The organism is Pseudomonas farsensis (assembly GCF_014268805.2).
GTDB lineage: Bacteria > Pseudomonadota > Gammaproteobacteria > Pseudomonadales > Pseudomonadaceae > Aquipseudomonas > Aquipseudomonas farsensis.
In genome coordinates, this window is sequence record NZ_JABWRF020000001.1 from 270,440 (window position 1) to 283,915 (window position 13,476).

17 protein-coding genes and 1 tRNA gene are annotated in these 13,476 nt (G+C 62.8%); 12 read left to right on the forward strand and 6 right to left on the reverse strand.

All coding sequences use genetic code 11. The features are described from left to right. The first annotated feature begins 771 nt into the window (after positions 1 to 771). The 5 genes from HU719_RS01195 to HU719_RS01215 all read left to right on the forward strand — a co-directional run bounded on the left by HU719_RS01195 (position 772) and on the right by HU719_RS01215 (position 3,114). The gene (locus tag HU719_RS01195; RefSeq protein WP_186535231.1) at positions 772 to 1,017 is read left to right on the forward strand and encodes a hypothetical protein; all 246 of its coding nucleotides are present in this window, start codon (positions 772 to 774) and stop codon (positions 1,015 to 1,017) included. After that, on the forward strand, positions 1,014 to 1,274 hold the full coding sequence (locus tag HU719_RS01200) for a DUF3077 domain-containing protein (RefSeq protein WP_186535233.1): 261 nt from the start codon (positions 1,014 to 1,016) through the stop codon (positions 1,272 to 1,274). The genes HU719_RS01195 and HU719_RS01200 overlap by 4 nt, the downstream gene beginning before the upstream one ends. A 243-nt stretch (positions 1,275 to 1,517) precedes the next feature. Further along, entirely contained in the window at positions 1,518 to 2,081 is a 564-nt protein-coding gene (locus HU719_RS01205; RefSeq protein ID WP_186517501.1) for a GNAT family N-acetyltransferase, read from the forward strand. A gap of 66 nt (positions 2,082 to 2,147) precedes the next feature. Further along, positions 2,148 to 2,687: a hypothetical protein gene (locus HU719_RS01210; protein ID WP_186517500.1), complete on the forward strand. Its 540-nt coding sequence runs from the start codon at positions 2,148 to 2,150 to the stop codon at positions 2,685 to 2,687. A gap of 40 nt (positions 2,688 to 2,727) precedes the next feature. Beyond that, positions 2,728 to 3,114 carry a lysozyme inhibitor LprI family protein gene (locus tag HU719_RS01215; RefSeq protein ID WP_186535236.1) on the forward strand — a complete coding sequence of 129 codons (387 nt, stop codon included), beginning with the start codon at positions 2,728 to 2,730 and terminating at the stop codon, positions 3,112 to 3,114. A 33-nt stretch (positions 3,115 to 3,147) separates the two neighbouring features. Here the strand turns inward: HU719_RS01215 and mnmH are convergent, their stop codons facing one another. Together mnmH and selD are read right to left on the reverse strand one after the other, a co-directional pair. Then, positions 3,148 to 4,251 (reverse strand): tRNA 2-selenouridine(34) synthase MnmH, encoded by a 1,104-nt coding sequence (gene mnmH / locus HU719_RS01220; RefSeq protein ID WP_186535238.1) that lies wholly within the window; start codon positions 4,249 to 4,251, stop codon positions 3,148 to 3,150. After that, entirely contained in the window at positions 4,251 to 5,285 is a 1,035-nt protein-coding gene (gene selD / locus HU719_RS01225) for a selenide, water dikinase SelD (RefSeq protein WP_186535239.1), read from the reverse strand. The genes mnmH and selD overlap by 1 nt, the downstream gene beginning before the upstream one ends. 117 nt (positions 5,286 to 5,402) lie before the next feature. Between selD and HU719_RS01230 the strand changes: the two genes are divergently transcribed. From HU719_RS01230 to phnE, 4 genes are read left to right on the forward strand one after another with little or no spacing between them, the layout of a single operon-like run. Next, positions 5,403 to 6,257: a putative selenate ABC transporter substrate-binding protein gene (locus HU719_RS01230; protein WP_186517496.1), complete on the forward strand. Its 855-nt coding sequence runs from the start codon at positions 5,403 to 5,405 to the stop codon at positions 6,255 to 6,257. Continuing rightward, a complete protein-coding gene (locus HU719_RS01235; protein WP_186517495.1) occupies positions 6,254 to 7,048 on the forward strand; it encodes an ATP-binding cassette domain-containing protein in 795 nt (264 codons plus the stop codon). The genes HU719_RS01230 and HU719_RS01235 overlap by 4 nt, the downstream gene beginning before the upstream one ends. Then, positions 7,042 to 7,869, forward strand: a complete 828-nt coding sequence (locus HU719_RS01240) for a PhnE/PtxC family ABC transporter permease (RefSeq protein WP_186517492.1) — start codon at positions 7,042 to 7,044, stop codon at positions 7,867 to 7,869. The genes HU719_RS01235 and HU719_RS01240 overlap by 7 nt, the downstream gene beginning before the upstream one ends. Next, a complete protein-coding gene (gene phnE, locus HU719_RS01245) occupies positions 7,866 to 8,633 on the forward strand; it encodes a phosphonate ABC transporter, permease protein PhnE (RefSeq protein WP_186535240.1) in 768 nt (255 codons plus the stop codon). Before HU719_RS01240 ends, phnE begins: the two co-directional genes overlap by 4 nt. Positions 8,634 to 8,807: 174 nt before the next feature. Here the strand turns inward: phnE and HU719_RS01250 are convergent, their stop codons facing one another. Continuing rightward, entirely contained in the window at positions 8,808 to 9,701 is an 894-nt protein-coding gene (locus tag HU719_RS01250; RefSeq protein WP_186535241.1) for a bestrophin family protein, read from the reverse strand. A 241-nt stretch (positions 9,702 to 9,942) separates the two neighbouring features. Between HU719_RS01250 and HU719_RS01255 the strand changes: the two genes are divergently transcribed. Both HU719_RS01255 and HU719_RS01260 read left to right on the forward strand, forming a co-directional pair. Beyond that, positions 9,943 to 10,239: a type II toxin-antitoxin system RelE/ParE family toxin gene (locus HU719_RS01255; RefSeq protein ID WP_186517486.1), complete on the forward strand. Its 297-nt coding sequence runs from the start codon at positions 9,943 to 9,945 to the stop codon at positions 10,237 to 10,239. After that, entirely contained in the window at positions 10,236 to 10,532 is a 297-nt protein-coding gene (locus HU719_RS01260; protein WP_186517484.1) for an addiction module antidote protein, read from the forward strand. The genes HU719_RS01255 and HU719_RS01260 overlap by 4 nt, the downstream gene beginning before the upstream one ends. A 10-nt stretch (positions 10,533 to 10,542) precedes the next feature. Here HU719_RS01260 and HU719_RS01265 read toward each other — a convergent pair whose 3' ends face one another. The 3 genes from HU719_RS01265 to HU719_RS01275 form a co-directional block, all read right to left on the reverse strand. Further along, entirely contained in the window at positions 10,543 to 11,022 is a 480-nt protein-coding gene (locus HU719_RS01265) for a GNAT family N-acetyltransferase (protein WP_186535242.1), read from the reverse strand. A gap of 321 nt (positions 11,023 to 11,343) precedes the next feature. Beyond that, positions 11,344 to 12,138, reverse strand: coding sequence for a potassium channel family protein (locus HU719_RS01270; RefSeq protein ID WP_186535243.1), 795 nt, complete (start codon positions 12,136 to 12,138; stop codon positions 11,344 to 11,346). A 91-nt stretch (positions 12,139 to 12,229) separates the two neighbouring features. After that, positions 12,230 to 12,314 (reverse strand) — tRNA-Leu (locus tag HU719_RS01275). A gap of 108 nt (positions 12,315 to 12,422) precedes the next feature. On the opposite strand from HU719_RS01275, the gene queA reads away from it, so the two are divergent. Further along, positions 12,423 to 13,472 (forward strand): tRNA preQ1(34) S-adenosylmethionine ribosyltransferase-isomerase QueA, encoded by a 1,050-nt coding sequence (queA, locus tag HU719_RS01280; RefSeq protein WP_186517478.1) that lies wholly within the window; start codon positions 12,423 to 12,425, stop codon positions 13,470 to 13,472. Positions 13,473 to 13,476: the final 4 nt, after the last annotated feature.

The window sequence follows — 13,476 nt, forward strand, 5'->3', positions numbered from 1 at the left end:
CATGTGCAAGCTAGCGAGAGCCTGCTATGACGCCGAAAGAGTCTGGCGCCCACGCTGAAACCGCGCCCTGCAAACAAGGCGGACCAGGCAATGGCACAGGCGATATTGGCCCGAAACAAATGTGGGAGATTCTATGGTTTCGGGCAAGTCGCTTTTGATTGTGTAGGAGCGGCCTTGTGTCGCGAAAGGGCTGCGAAGCAGCCCCTGGATATGTGCACCCACCAGAATCGCTGGGGCTGCTCCGCAGCCCTTTCGCGACACAAGGCCGCTCCTACACTGACCGCGTAGACGGCATCGATATGGGATGGGCGAGCTCTGTGTAAGATAGCCTGCGATGCGCCGCGCGGGCGGCGCTCGATCTGATAGGCGCTGAAAGGCCCATGGCGGACACCTGTAAGCCCTGACGCCACCTCAAACCGAACATCCCGCCGCCACCCCGCCCCCTCTGTAAGACATTTCCCAAACTGAAACCAAATCCTTCAGTCCCAAACCCATTCGGACCTATCCTACGCCCCTGTCGGAAATCGCCGAATTGGCGGGGAAATACACCGGGGTTAACTTCGCGGGGTCGTCACATTTGGCGACCGGGTGTGAGAAGCCCGTTGTAACCCACCATCTGGCTTTCCATTTTATGGCAGTCGTGCGCGTGCGGGCTTTCGCCCGGCCGTGGCTTGATGGTGTCTACACGGTCTTCTCACCATGCGTACGACTGCCACCCTTGTCTGTGAGAAGGATGGAGGTGGTTGTTTCCATTAGTTACTAGGAGACACCATGAAAAAATTAGTACCAGATCCCCCTTGCCCAACCCACTACCTGAAAATCATCAACGCCCTCCCACCCGCCGAAGCCATGGCCCAAGCCGCCACGCTGATGGACACCCTGGCAACCACCGTCCACGACTATGCCCAATGCCCCCCAGAGCACCGCTCGCAAAGCACGCTCGACACCGCCATCGTTCTTTCACAGTTGGTCATCGTGTTGGTAGACCATGCCGTCGCCGAGCAGGCATCCATATGAACGAGCCCCGGTCCTGTGGGACCGCAGGTGCCGAAACCTTCCTTGACCTGTTCTGCATCAAGCCGGGCATCCCGTTCGAGCGCGCGTTCGACGAGCTGTCGGTGTTACTGGGCTGCATCCGTCACCTGACCGCCGAGGCCGAACTGGAAAGCGACCTGCTGGCCGGCAGCGCTGCGCGCATTCTGAGCGCAATGGCCAAGGCATTGATCAATGACCTGGAACGCGGCATGCGGCGCAATCGACGCGATCCCGTGTAGGAGCGGCCTTGTGCCGCGAAGGGCTGCAAAGCAGCCCCCGCCACTCTGCATGATGCGAAGATCCTGGGGCTGCTCCGCAGCCCTTCGCGGCACAAGGCCGCTCCTACACGCAACCGCGTAAGACCGCATCGATATAGCGCACGCCCGAAGCCCTTCTCCATACCCTCCGTCTTTCGACGGGTACCTGCAAACCGCCGCTGACGCTAGACTGTCATCTTTCCCACATCGGACAGGAGTCCCGGCGTGCCCGAACCCCGCAGTTTCTCCAGCGACTTGTGCCTCGAAAGCCCCCGCCTGCAACTGCGCCCCATGCGCCATGGCGATGCGCAGCAATGGTTGACCATCATGGCTGACCCGGAAGTGATGCGTTACTGGTATCACGCCCCGTGGCAAACCCTGGCCGAGGCCGAAAGCGCCCTGGCCGCCGACCGCGAAGCCTACGCCAGTGGCCAACTGCTCAAACTCGGCATGTACCGCCGCGATAATGACGAGCTGATCGGCATGGTCCAGCTGTTCAACCTCGAAGACGCCTCGCGCCGCGGCGAGATCGGCTACTGCCTGGCCCGCGTTGCGCAAGGCCGCGGCTACATGGACGAAGCGCTGACCTGCTTCATCGACTACCTGCACAACACCCTGCATCTGCGCCGCCTGGAGGCCGAAATCGACCCTCGCAACCAGGGTTCGGCGCGTACCTTGGAGCGCCAGGGCTTCGTCCTCGAAGGCACTTTGCGCGCACGCTGGTGCGTGGCCGGCGAACTGTCTGACTCGGGCATGTACGGGCTGCTGCTGGAGCCGCCGGTTGCGTGAAGGTTTGGAGGCGGGGCAGGGGCTGGGTTAAGGTCGCAGCCTGTCCCGTTCGCTCTGGTGTGTCCCTTGCCCGCTTTCTACCTGACCCTAAGCCTCTGCATCTACCTGCTGAGCCTGGGCTTCGACGCCGTGTTGATGGCCAGTGGGCGGCACATGCCCGCGTTGCAGATCCTTATCTATGGCCCCTGGGGGATCACCCTGGGTGAGTACCAGTGGTTCGCCAACCCCCTGCTGGCGCTGGCCATACTGGCCCACCGCAAATTTCGAAAGCTGGCGCTGGTGTGCGGCCTGGCGGCGTTGTACCTGGCAGTAAGCAGCCTTGGCGTGGAACGGTTGCCGGACAACCAGAGCTATGACTTCCAGAATGTGGTCGGCTTTGGTGTGGGCTTTTACCTGTGGCTGGCGGCCATCGTGGCGTTTTGCGCGGGGCAGCTGTGGTGGTGCTACAAGGCCAGGCACGCCAATGAAGTGCCCGGCTGGCGCTGGCTGGATGTGGCGCTGATGGCGGCTATCGGGCTGGCATTCTATGCGGCCACCGAAATGCCGTCGCTGCGTTTCGAGCCGAACAAGGTGATGCGCCCGCCTGCGCCGCAGCAGGCGTTGTGATGCTAGGCTGCATGGCTATTGCCCTGGAAAAGGATTCGTCATGCTGCCCCGTAATCTGATTGGCGCCATTGCGCTGTTTGGCCTGGCCAGCGCCCAGGCCGACGACTACTCGTCGACCTACACCCAATGCATGGACACCGCTTCCAGCACTACAGCCATGGGTGCCTGTATCCAGGCCGAGACCAAATTGCAGGATGAGCGCCTGAACCGGGTGTACAAACAATTGCTGGCCAAGCTTGCCCCTGGCCAACAAAAAGCCCTGCGCGAGGTGCAGCGCAAATGGATTGCCTACCGCGATGGCAACTGCGCGTTCCACCGCAACCTCAGTGACGGCAGCCTGTATCGGATCGAGGGGGCGATGTGCGTGATGGACATGAGCAAAACACGCGCTGCCGAGCTTGAGCGGGTGCTTAGCCCGGGGCAGTAGTGGCCTTGCTACCATTCCTACACGAGCCCGGTATCAAGGTCGCGGTTCGGCCCGCGCCTTCAGGTACTCGCGAACCTGCAGCGCATCGCCGGCAAACTCGATGCGGCTGGCCTTGGCCTCGCGCTGATAGGCGTACATCGGGTCGTAATACTCATTGAGCAGCCCTTCGATCCAGCCCCGATGCAGGCCCACGTCGCCGCTGCGCAGTTGCTCGTCCAGCGCCTGTTCCAGCAACCCGTACAAGCGCTGGAAGCGCTCGCCGCCCAGGCGCTTGTGGATATTGGCCATGCTCTGGCGCATGCGCTCGGCAAACAGCTGCGGCCCGCTCTCTTCGCCATGCAGCGCGACAAATTCGCCGCACAGGTTGATCACATAGTCGCGCAGGATGCGCTGCACGCGGTTGTCGAAACTGTCCTCAAGCCACACCAGGCGGTACTGCTGCATGCCCTTGTACAGCTCCAGCGGCACTGCGCAACTGCCGACGATGCGGCCTTCGTCCTCAAGCACGAACTGCTCGATGCCGCGCTGGCGCTTTTTCAGCACATCGATGGCCAGGGCATTTTCAAAGTCGATCTGCGCCGGCTGCGCGGTGGCCCGCTTGCCGAAGCTGGAGCCGCGGTGGTTGGCATGGCCTTCGAGGTCGAGCACGTTGTCGAGCTTGAGCAGCACATCGGTCTTGCCGGTGCCGGTCAGCCCGCCCAGCAGCACGAAATCGCACTGTGCCACGGCCTGCTGGGTGGTTTCCAGCAGCAGGGTGCGCATGGCTTTGTAGCCGCCGACCACTTTCGGGTAATGAATGCCGGCTTCCTTCAGCCAGCCTTGGACGATCTGCGAGCGCAGCCCGCCGCGAAAGCAATACAGGTAACCGTCGGGGTGGGCCTTGGCGAACGCCGCCCAGGCCTCCAGGCGTTGTTGCTTGACCGCACCGTTGACCAACTGGTGGCCAAGGGCGATGGCCGCCGCCTGGCCTTGCTGCTTGAAACAGGTGCCGACCTTGTGGCGCTCGTCATCGGTCATCAGCGGCAGGTTGACTACGCCGGGGAAGGCGCCCTTGGCGAATTCAACCGGGGCGCGCATGTCCATCAGCGGCACATCGTCGACGAACAATCGGTGCAACTCGGTGCAGTCGGGGCGCATCAAATCACCTCGACTGCGTGGGTCTGTCGTTCCACCAAGGTGCCGATGGGCGCAAGCTCAAGGCCCAGCTCGCGGGCTACGGCGAGGAACTCGGCTTCACCTTCGGCGCTGACCGCCACCAGCAGGCCACCGCTGGTCTGCGGGTCGCACAGCAGGTGTTTCTGCGAGTCGCTCAGTGCGGCGATCTTGTGGCCATAGCTTTCGAAGTTGCGCAAGGTGCCGCCGGGGATGCAGCCCTCGGCCAGGTAATAGTCGACGCTTGGCAGGCGCGGCACTGCCGCGAAGTCCAGGCGTGCGGTCACGCCGCTGCCTTCGGCGACTTCCACCAGGTGGCCGAGCAGGCCGAAGCCGGTGACGTCGGTCATGGCCTGCACCCCGGCCAGCTTGCCGAAGCGGCTGCCGGGGGTGTTGAGGGTGCACATCCAGTCGCGGGCCAGGCCCTGGTCCTGCTCGCGCAGCTTGGCCTTTTTCTCGGCGGTGGTGAGGATGCCGATGCCCAGTGGTTTGGTCAGGTATAGGGTGCTGCCGGCGCGGGCAGTGTCGTTGCGCTTGAGGTGGCGCTTGCTCACCACACCGGTGACGGCCAGGCCGAAGATCGGCTCGGGGGCGTCGATGGAGTGCCCGCCCGCCAGCGGAATACCGGCTTCTGCGCACACCGCACGGCCGCCGCGAATCACTTCGCGGGCCACTTCAGGCGGCAGCACATTGACTGGCCAGCCGAGAATGGCGATGGCCATCAGCGGGTCGCCGCCCATGGCATAGATGTCACTGATGGCGTTGGTAGCGGCGATGCGGCCGAAGTCGTAAGGGTCATCGACGATGGGCATGAAGAAGTCGGTGGTCGACACCACGCCGCGCTCGTCATCCAGGGCATAGACCGCGGCGTCGTCACGCGAGGCGTTGCCCACCCACAGGTTTGGGTCCACGGCCTGGGTGCCGCTTTCGGCCAGGATCACGTCCAGCACCTTGGGGGAAATCTTGCACCCGCAACCGGCACCGTGGCTGTATTGGGTCAGACGAATCGGCTCGCTCATACGCACCTCTACCTACAATGATTGGCGCGATTGTAGCAAAGCTGGCCTTTGTGCCCGTGGCTCTTATACTTCCCCGATTACGCGCTAAAGCCCTTGTTCCAGAATCGGAGAACTCCCATGCTCAAACGCCCTCTGGCGCTCGCCGCCGGCCTTGCTCTGTCCTGCTGCGCATTTGTCGCCCAGGCAGCCGATGTGCTGCGGGTCAGCGCCATCCCCGACGAGGCGCCGACGGAGCTGTTGCGCAAGTTCAAGCCGCTGGGTGAATACCTGGAGCAGAAACTGGGCATGAAGGTGCAGTTCGTGCCGGTGGCCGACTACCCCGCCGTGGTCGAGTCGCTGGCCAGCAACCGCCTGGACCTGGCCTGGCTGGGTGGTTTCACCTTTGTTCAGGTGCACCTCAAAGACCCGACCGCCACGCCTTTGGTGCAGCGTGAGCAGGATGCGCAGTTCACCTCCAAGTTCATCACCGCCAACCCGGATGTGAAGAGCCTGGCCGACCTCAAGGGCAAAACGTTCGCCTTCGGCTCGATCTCGTCGACCTCGGGCAGCCTGATGCCGCGTTACTTCATGTTGAAAGAAGACAACATCAAGCCCGAGAGCTATTTCAGCCGCGTCGCCTATTCCGGCGCCCACGACGCTACCGTGGCCTGGGTGGCGGCGGGCAAGGTGGATGCCGGGGTGCTCAACGCCAGCGTCTGGCAAAAACTGGTGGATGCCGGCAAGGTCGATACCAGCAAGGTCAAGGTGTTTGCCACCACGCCCACCTACTACGACTACAACTGGACCGTGCGCGGCAACATGGACCCGGCGCTCAAGGACAAGATCAAGCAGGCGTTCCTGGCCCTCGACCCGGCCAAGCCTGCCGACAAAGCCATCCTCGACCTGCAGGCGGCCAGCCGCTTCATCGAGACCAAGCCTGAAAACTACCAGGGCACCGAACAGGCAGCGCGCGAGGCCGGCCTGCTCAAGTGAGTATCTGTCTGCAAGCGGCAAGCCTGCGCCATGGCCAGGTGCAGGCGCTCAGTGCCGTCGACCTGCGCATCGAAACAGGCGAGCGGGTGGCGATCATCGGGCCGTCCGGGGCGGGCAAGTCCAGCTTGCTGCACTTGATGGCAACTGCCGTGCAGCCCAGTGCCGGCCAGCTTGAACTGCTTGGCGCGCAGCCTTGGGCGCTGCCTGCCGGCGCCCGCCAGCGCCTGCGCGCGCGGGTGGCGCTGGTGCATCAGGCGCCGCCGCTGCCGCCGCGGCAACGGGTGGTGACGGCGGTGCTCGCCGGGCGGCTGGGGCAGTGGGGCACGCTGCGCGGTCTGCTCAACCTGCTGCACCCAGGCGATGTGCCGGGTGCGCGCCAGGCGCTGGCCGAGCTTGGGCTGGCGGACAAACTATTCGCCCAATGCGGGCAGCTGTCGGGTGGCCAGTTGCAGCGGGTCGGCATCGCCCGTGCGCTGTATCAACGCCCTGAGCTGCTGCTGGCCGATGAGCCGGTGTCGGCCATGGACCCGGTATTGGCCGTGCACAGCCTGGCGCTGCTCAACCGCCATGCCCAGCAACGGGGCCTGACGCTGGTCGCCAGCCTGCACGCGGTGGAGCTGGCGCTTGCGCATTTCCCTCGGGTGATCGGCCTGCGTGAAGGGCAGGTGATGTTCGATTGCCCGGCGCACGCGGTCGGTGACGATTTGTTGCAGGCGCTGTATGCCAACGAGCATCTGGCAGCGCCGGTGGTTAGCGCCCCAGCGTTGACGGTGCAGATTCCGCGATGCTGATTGCCGCTGACCGCGACCCGGCAGCGCTGCCCCGCGTGCTGTTGACTGTGGTGTGCCTGGCGCTGCTATGGCCGGGGCTGCACCTGAGCGAGCTGAACCCCGGTGTGCTGCTGCAAGCCGAAAACCGTCAGCAGATGGGCAGCTTCGTCAGCGGCTTCTGGCCACCGGCGCACGACCGCGACTTCCTTGCCCTGTTATGGCAGGCAACCTTGCAGACCCTGGCGGTGGCCACGGCCGGCATGAGCCTGGCGCTGCTGCTGGCGGTGCCGACCAGCCTGCTGGCCAGCCGCGCACTGTCGTTGCGGGCGGCGTCGCGTGGCGGCAGGCCGGGCTGGGCCTCGCGGGTGCTGCGCATGCCGGTGCGCGGCGTGCTGGTGTTTCTGCGCAGCGTGCCGGAGATCGTCTGGGCGCTGCTGTTCGTACGCGCAGTAGGCCTGGGCCCGACGGCCGGGGTGCTGGCCATTGCCATCACCTACAGCGGCATGCTCGGCAAGGTCTACGCCGAAATCTTCGAGTCGGTCGACCAGCGCCCGGCCCATGCGTTGTTGCAGGCGGGCAGTGGGCGGTTGCTGGCGTTCTGTTACGGCGTTCTGCCCAATGCCGCAGCCGAAGTGGTGTCATATACCGTGTACCGCTGGGAATGCGCGGTGCGCGCCTCGGTGGTGATGGGCTTTGTCGGCGCAGGCGGCCTGGGCCAGCAGATCGACCTGTCGATGCGCATGTTCGCAGGGGCGGAGGTGGCGAGTATGTTGCTGGCATTTTTGCTGCTGGTAATGCTCGCTGATCTGTTCAGCCGTCTGCTGCGCGGCAGGCTGGCATGAGCCGGCTGATCAACCGGCTGGTGCTGCTGGGTATTGCCTTGGCGGTAGCGGCATCGTTCGCCTTTCTGGAGCTGGACTTGCAGGCGCTGGTCGGCAACGGCGGCCTGGCGCAAATGGGCGAGTACGCCGGGCGCTTCATGCACCCAGACCTGTCGCCCGAGCATTTGCGCGCAGTGGGGCGCGGCGCGCTGGAAACCCTGGCGATGTCCGGCATGGGCACGTTGCTGGCGATGGTCCTCGGCATGTTGCTGGCACTGCCTGCGGCTGGGCGTTTCGGCTGGCCGTTGCAAGGCGCCGCGCGGCTGCTGCTCAATGCGCTGCGGGCGATCCCGGAGTTGGTGTGGGCGGCGCTCACAGTGCTGGCTGCAGGCCTTGGGCCGAATGCCGGCACCCTGGCGTTGGCGCTGCACACCGCAGGCGTGCTCGGGCGGTTGTTTGCCGAAGCGCTGGAAAACGCCCCACCCGAGCCGGCTGCGGCCATTCGCTTGCAGGGCGCCAGCCAGGTGGCTGCGTTCTGCTTTGGCACGTTGCCCAACCTCTGGCCGCAGCTGCTGGCCTACAGTTTGTATCGCTGGGAAAACAACATTCGCATGGCCAGTGTGCTTGGGTTTGTCGGCGCGGGTGGCTTGGGGCAGATGCTCTACACCACCCTCAGCCTGTTCCAGGAGGCACAGGCCAGCACGGTGATCATCGCCATGCTGGTGCTGGTGTTGTTGGTGGATGCATTCAGTGACGTATTGCGCCAGCGGTATGTGCGGGCCTGAGCGCTGGTTTAGGCCGGCACGGTCTTGTGTAGGAGCGGCCTTGCGTCGCGAAAGGAGGGCGTAGCGCCCCAGATTTATAGTTCAAGCTGATATCGCCGGGGCCGCTTTTGCGGCCCTTTCGCGACGCAAGGCCGCTCCTACACAAGATCGAGTGAGGCCCGCACCGTTGACCGCCTACTTGACCATCTGCTCCTCGCACTGCGATTCACGCTGCATCGAATCCAGGTTGCGCTCGATCGTCTCGCAGATGGTGTCCATGGGGATTTGATGCTCGCTGGAGCGGAACGGGCTCTGCAGGTCGGTGCCGATGCGCTCGATCGCCAGCAGCATGAAGCCCACCACGGTCGAGGCCAGCGGGGTGAACCAGCCCAGCGATTCCACCAGCCCCACCGGCACGATCAGGCAGAACAGGGTGATGAACAGCCGCGGAAAATACACGTAAGGGTAGGGCAGCGGCGTATTGGCGATGCGCTCCATGCCGCCTTGTGCGTTCGACAGGTCCACCAGCGTCGACTCCAGCCGCGCCAGGCGAATGCTGTCCAGCCGCCCGGCCTGATACTCCCGCGCAAGCAAGGCCGCCGAGCCGCCGAGAATGTCATTGGCAAAGTTGTTGGAGCGGTTACGCCGCTCGAATTCCTGCGGCGGAATGAACGCGATCAACTCGTCCGGGCATTTTTCGTTCTTCAAGTGCGCCGCCAGGCAGTTCACATAGGCGATATGCCGGCGTAGCAGCGTCGCCTTTACCGGGTTCAGCCCATCGTCCGGGTCGTCGACCAGCGTTAGCACCTGGCGCGCAAAGCTGCGCGAACTGTTCACCAGCGCTCCCCACAAGGTGCGCGCTTCCCACCAACGGTTGTAGGCGCTGCTGTTACGGAAGCTCACCAGCACCACCAGCGCCGAGCCCAGCAAAGTCAATGGGATCAGCGGCAGGCTGAACTTGCTGTTGAAGAACAGCATGAAGTCGATGGTGACCAGCACGTCCCAGATCAGCAGCCAGAACAGTGACCAGCCGATGTAGCTGATGGTCTTGTGGGCCAGGCGGAAATTGCGGATGAGGAGGTTTTTCACAAGGGGTGTCTCGAAGCGGTGGTGCTTTATCCGACGCCACGGACGCGGTTGGGGTTCACGGCGGGGGTGTAACAAGAAATGGGGGACGGGGAATAGGGAAATAGACCACGTGAGACTGGGAAGCGGCTGGATGCCTCTGTTTGCGTGATCAAGGCAGTGTTCCGGGTTGGTGGGGATCTGCTGTACAGCGATCCTGAACGTTGATTGTTTGTATTCGTTAGGATACAGTCTGGGAGGTCCGGTGAGCTATGAAATTGAACAAACGGAGAGCTTTTCCCTATGGTTGGCCCAACTGCGTGATCTGCGCGCACGGCTTTCGATAGGCCGGAGGATCGAGCGTCTCTCGTTGGGCAATGCAGGCGATTGCAAACCGGTCGGCGGGGGGATCAGCGAACTGCGTATCGATGTCTCCGGCGGCTACAGGGTTTACTTCATCACCCGGAACAACAGGTTGGTCCTGCTCCTGGTGGGCGGGGACAAGTCTTCACAAGCTGGCGACATCCTCAAGGCAAGGGCGCTGGCCAAGGAGTTGATATGAGCGAGAAACTCATCCCGTTCGACATGGCGCAGTTGCTCGATAGTGATGCAGCGATCAGTGAATACCTGAGCCAGGTGCTTGCCGATGGCGATACTGACGAGATACTCCGCGCGCTGGGCCACATCGCTCGGGCGCGGGGGATGTCGCAAATCGCGAAGGAGACAGGCCTGGGCCGCGAAAGCCTCTACAAGGCGTTCGGCCCTGGCGCAAAGCCTCGCTTTGACACAGTGCTCAAAGTCATTCGTGCATTGGGCCTTGATCTCTCGGCACAGCCGCACGCCTTGGGTGGTTGAGCAAAGGCGGTCAGGCTGAGCCCATCTTCATCTGTACCAGTGCAACCCTGCTGCCATCTGGCGCCTGCCGCTCTTCAATGGCGAACGGCACGAACCCCAGCTGTGGATAAAGCAGCAAGCCGGCCGTGTTGTGGTTGAAGCATGAAACCCAAATCTCACGCGCGGCGAATTCTTCACGGGCCAGTTCGATCATGACCTGCACCAGATAGCGCGCCACCCCTCGGCCCCTGGCAGCTGGGGCCACGACCACATTGCCCAGCGCGCAAACGCCATCGCATTCGGCCTTGTAGAAGTTCGCAAAGCCCAGCACCACCCCGTCACCTTCCACAACCGTGGAGCAACTGCGTTGCGCTATTGCCTCGCTCAGTTGCGCGGGGGTAAGCGGGTAGGTGGCCCTTGGGAACATGTAGAACAGCTCATCCGCGCCCTGCGGGAAGCAGCAGATGGCGGGGATGTCGGCAGTCCTTGCCGGGCGGTGACTCAGATTCATGGGCGGGCTCGCGCAGGTGGTGAAGGGCCAGCTTAGTCCATGGGCAGTTTTTTGGATGCAGGCGCTCAGGTGTGAGCGCGCGCGTGGGAGATTCGGCGTGGGAGCGGGCTTGCCCCGCGATGGCCAGCACGGCGAGTGGATCTGCCCGACCTGACACTGTCCGGCGTCAGCCCACGGTGAAATCAACGATAAGGTCAAGATGGCTCTACACAAAGTTGCATTTTGTGTAACTTACTGTGCATCACTGCGCCGGATATGCGCGCACTCCGCGATGAAGGGGCCTCGGGGCAGACTGTTCATACAGTGGCTGAGGCGCATTCGTTAATGAAGTTGCCAGCTAACAAAGATGATCGTCAACATCGCGAGCAACCCCCACGTTATCCACAACGCATATTTCAAGTGTTTCAGCTTGATGGCCGTTTCCATGAGGTGAGTTGCAAATTGTTCGCGCAGGTTGGCAAGGTCGTGGCTCTGGGCGGCCACTGCACCCACTAGGGAAATCAATTGTGGATCTGCCGAGCGGCAAGGGGACGCGGCTGGAGAAGCCTGCTTGTCATCGGCGCTACCCTGGGCATTAAGCCACGAATGACGCCCCAAAAAGGTAATGACGGCAGTCACGCCGTATGCCATTCCAAGGAGGGCTTCCACAGAGGTCACGACCTTGCCGGCAAACAGCGTTGGGGTAACATCGCCGAAGCCAAGCGTGGTGAAAACGACAGTCGAATAGTAGTACCAGTCCCACGCCTCGGTGTTCGCTGTGCATTCCTGAACACCGTTTTCTAATGCGCTGCAGTGTTCGAAAACGATGAGAGTTCCTGTTTTATAAACAAAGCCAAACAAAGCAATGAAAAGCACCGCGGCCATGATAAAGGTGAGGAAAAGGATGCTTCCTTCCCAGCCACGTGGGCGGGAGGTGCAAAAAATCACAAACGTGAAAGCAGCATAGAAAACGACGATGGTGACGAGTGCCCAGTACCATGGGGCACAATGTACAACCCCGAAAGTGGCAGCGATACATAGCATGAGCACCGCCACAGCCCGCCACGGATGGTCCTTGGTCCGCTCAGCCCAACGATCCATGAATACTTTTTTTTCTGGGTCCGATGCTGTGTTCAAGCGTCATCATCCTTGAGATCAAAGGCCAGGCCATTGAGGCTTTTTTTCGAGCAAAAAAAAACCTTGCTTGAGCAAGGTTTTTTTTCAGATTTGGTGCCCCGAGGGAGACTCGAACTCCCACTCCTTTCGAAAACGGATTTTGAATCCGCCGCGTCTACCAATTCCGCCATCAGGGCTTGTGGCGCCGCAGTATAGAGAGGGTCGTGCAACCGGTCAATCGGCTTTCATGGTCAATTTTCGTCCGTTGGGCTAAACTTCCCGGCCCTGTCGAACCGAACATCATCATGCGCGTCGCCGATTTCTCTTTCGAACTCCCAGACTCCCTCATCGCCCGCCACCCTCTGGCCGAGCGCCACGGCAGCCGCCTGCTCGTTCTGGACGGCCCCAGTGGGGTGCTGGCCCACAAGCAGTTCACCGACCTGCTCGACTACCTGCGCCCCGGCGACCTGATGGTGTTCAACAACACCCGGGTCATCCCGGCGCGGCTGTTTGGCCAGAAAGCCTCGGGCGGCAAGCTCGAAGTGCTGGTCGAGCGTGTGCTCGACAGCCACCGGGTGCTGGCCCATGTGCGCGCCAGCAAGGCGCCGAAAGAGGGCGCGCAGATTTTGATCGATGGCGGTGGGGAGGCCGAAATGGTCGCCCGCCACGACACGCTGTTCGAACTGCGCTTCAGCGAAGAAGTGCTGCCGCTGCTCGAGCGCGTCGGGCACATGCCGCTGCCGCCGTATATCGACCGCCCGGATGAGGGCGCCGACCGTGAACGCTATCAGACCGTCTACGCCGAACGTGCCGGCGCCGTGGCCGCGCCAACTGCTGGCTTGCACTTCGATGAGGCGCTGCTGGCCAAGATCGCCGCCAAGGGCGTCGAGCGTGCCTTCGTCACCCTGCATGTGGGCGCGGGTACCTTCCAGCCAGTGCGGGTCGACAACATCGAAGACCACACCATGCATAAAGAGTGGCTCGAAGTGAGCCAGGATGTGGTCGATGCCGTGCAGGCATGCCGCGCCCGTGGTGGGCGCGTGGTTGCCGTTGGCACCACCAGCGTGCGCTCGCTGGAAAGCGCCGCCCGTGATGGCGTGCTCAAGGCGTTCAGCGGCGATACCGACATTTTCATTTTCCCGGGCCGGCCGTTCCATGTGGTCGACTGCCTGGTCACCAACTTCCACCTGCCGGAGTCCACGCTGCTGATGCTGGTCTCGGCCTTCGCCGGTTACCCCGAGACCATGGCTGCCTACGCGGCGGCGGTCGAGCAGGGCTACCGCTTCTTCAGTTACGGTGATGCCATGTTCATCACCCGCAATCCGGCGCCACGCGGCCCAGAGGATCAAGCATGAGTCG

What these genes read in the sequence shown, in the direction of transcription:
- HU719_RS01195 (WP_186535231.1), top strand. Translation starts at nt 772, where the DNA reads ATGAAAAAATTAGTACCAGATCCCCCTTGCCCAACCCACTACCTGAAA.
- HU719_RS01200 (WP_186535233.1), top strand. Translation starts at nt 1,014, where the DNA reads ATGAACGAGCCCCGGTCCTGTGGGACCGCAGGTGCCGAAACCTTCCTT.
- HU719_RS01215 (WP_186535236.1), top strand. Translation starts at nt 2,728, where the DNA reads ATGCTGCCCCGTAATCTGATTGGCGCCATTGCGCTGTTTGGCCTGGCC.
- mnmH (WP_186535238.1), bottom strand. Translation starts at nt 4,251, where the DNA reads ATGCGCCCCGACTGCACCGAGTTGCACCGATTGTTCGTCGACGATGTG.
- selD (WP_186535239.1), bottom strand. Translation starts at nt 5,285, where the DNA reads ATGAGCGAGCCGATTCGTCTGACCCAATACAGCCACGGTGCCGGTTGC.
- HU719_RS01230 (WP_186517496.1), top strand. Translation starts at nt 5,403, where the DNA reads ATGCTCAAACGCCCTCTGGCGCTCGCCGCCGGCCTTGCTCTGTCCTGC.
- HU719_RS01240 (WP_186517492.1), top strand. Translation starts at nt 7,042, where the DNA reads ATGCTGATTGCCGCTGACCGCGACCCGGCAGCGCTGCCCCGCGTGCTG.
- phnE (WP_186535240.1), top strand. Translation starts at nt 7,866, where the DNA reads ATGAGCCGGCTGATCAACCGGCTGGTGCTGCTGGGTATTGCCTTGGCG.
- HU719_RS01260 (WP_186517484.1), top strand. Translation starts at nt 10,236, where the DNA reads ATGAGCGAGAAACTCATCCCGTTCGACATGGCGCAGTTGCTCGATAGT.
- HU719_RS01265 (WP_186535242.1), bottom strand. Translation starts at nt 11,022, where the DNA reads ATGAATCTGAGTCACCGCCCGGCAAGGACTGCCGACATCCCCGCCATC.
- queA (WP_186517478.1), top strand. Translation starts at nt 12,423, where the DNA reads ATGCGCGTCGCCGATTTCTCTTTCGAACTCCCAGACTCCCTCATCGCC.